Below are 1,168 nucleotides of genomic sequence, written 5' to 3'. Positions count from 1 at the left end.
TAAACCCCTGTTGTCGTAGTCGTAGTGGTTGTTGATGGATGTGGTAGTCCAAAGATTTTTTGGAACAATAAATCACGTTGGGTATTTACACCTGCCGGATCCTCAGCAAATGCAACAGAGTGCTCTCTTGAAAAACCGTCTAATTCACGATCCATAAACTCTGCAGCCATTTCTTCGTTAGAAAATTGTGTACTCTCGCCTTTTGTATTTCCTGTGACAGACGGACGTGTAAACATACCTTTCGGTAAGCCAACATATTCTTTTGAACCATCTTCATATGTCTTAGCGAATATAACAGCCACGTATGGTGGATTATCCGTGCTACCCGTCGCGGTAATACCTTCGACATTCTCCCACCCTAATAATTTTTCTTTATCTTGAATAGGGATTTTATGAAAACTTGATGTCACACTAATATTACCGCTCGATACAGCTAATTCTGCCGTTTTATTATCACCGTAAGCACGTACAATCTCTTGCGGCATATTAACTGTAACAGTTTGTAGAAACTTCACTCGTTCTAGTTGTGTAGCTGTTACACCATCACCAATGATTCCATAATAAAATTCATCTACGCCCGTTGAGGCTTTATAATTCTTTTCTTCTGACATTCTTATCACTCCTATAAATTAATAAAATCTTCTCGATATAAAGAACCACGATACCTTCTAGCATCACGAAACACACCGTTGTCATATTCCTTTGGCCCTGATGTTTGTTTAAAACCGAATTGGTGCCACATCACATCTCTAACCTTATCAGCTAATTGCTCTGATAATTTTCTATCGTTACTCCACACATCAATTTGTAAGAAGTAATCTATCTTTATCCAGGTGTCATCCGCAAAATTGGCTGGTGTAGGTGAATCAATCGGATCTATAACAATATATGGACCTGTCATATCGCCTGTTTCTGGATACTGATAAAACTTGATGCGACCTGATGCTTGAGTATTTATATAGTCATCTGCAATTAAGGCATTATAAATCATGTCTAATATATCCATCACAAACCACCTTTCAATACTTTGCGCACAGCATCACGATATGCCTTCTCACTATTTTTTAATGCCTTTGCAATAGCCCCTTTACCTGCCGGATTAGGATTATTAATTGTTCCCCACTCGTTTAGATGGATGATACGATAACGGCCATTAGGACCCTTCCAA

Annotated in this window: 2 protein-coding genes; both read right to left on the bottom strand. The window is 38.7% G+C overall.

Annotated elements, in window-relative coordinates; genetic code table 11:
• Positions 1 to 611, bottom strand: a 611-nt coding sequence (locus tag BM098_RS13285; RefSeq protein WP_089834135.1) for a major tail protein, incomplete at its 3' end; no start/stop codon positions are given.
• Between the two features lie 11 nt (positions 612 to 622).
• Positions 623 to 1,006, bottom strand: coding sequence for a tail completion protein gp17 (gp17, locus tag BM098_RS13280; protein ID WP_089834133.1), 384 nt, complete (start codon positions 1,004 to 1,006; stop codon positions 623 to 625).
• Between the last annotated feature and the right edge of the window lie 162 nt (positions 1,007 to 1,168).

Origin of the sequence: Halolactibacillus halophilus (assembly GCF_900115605.1) — a bacterium.
Classification (GTDB): domain Bacteria; phylum Bacillota; class Bacilli; order Bacillales; family Amphibacillaceae; genus Halolactibacillus; species Halolactibacillus halophilus.
Note: the sequence above shows the minus strand (reverse complement) of the source record. Positions and strands in the feature narration are given on the sequence as shown.

What these genes read in the sequence shown, in the direction of transcription:
- gp17 (WP_089834133.1), bottom strand. Translation starts at nt 1,006, where the DNA reads ATGGATATATTAGACATGATTTATAATGCCTTAATTGCAGATGACTAT.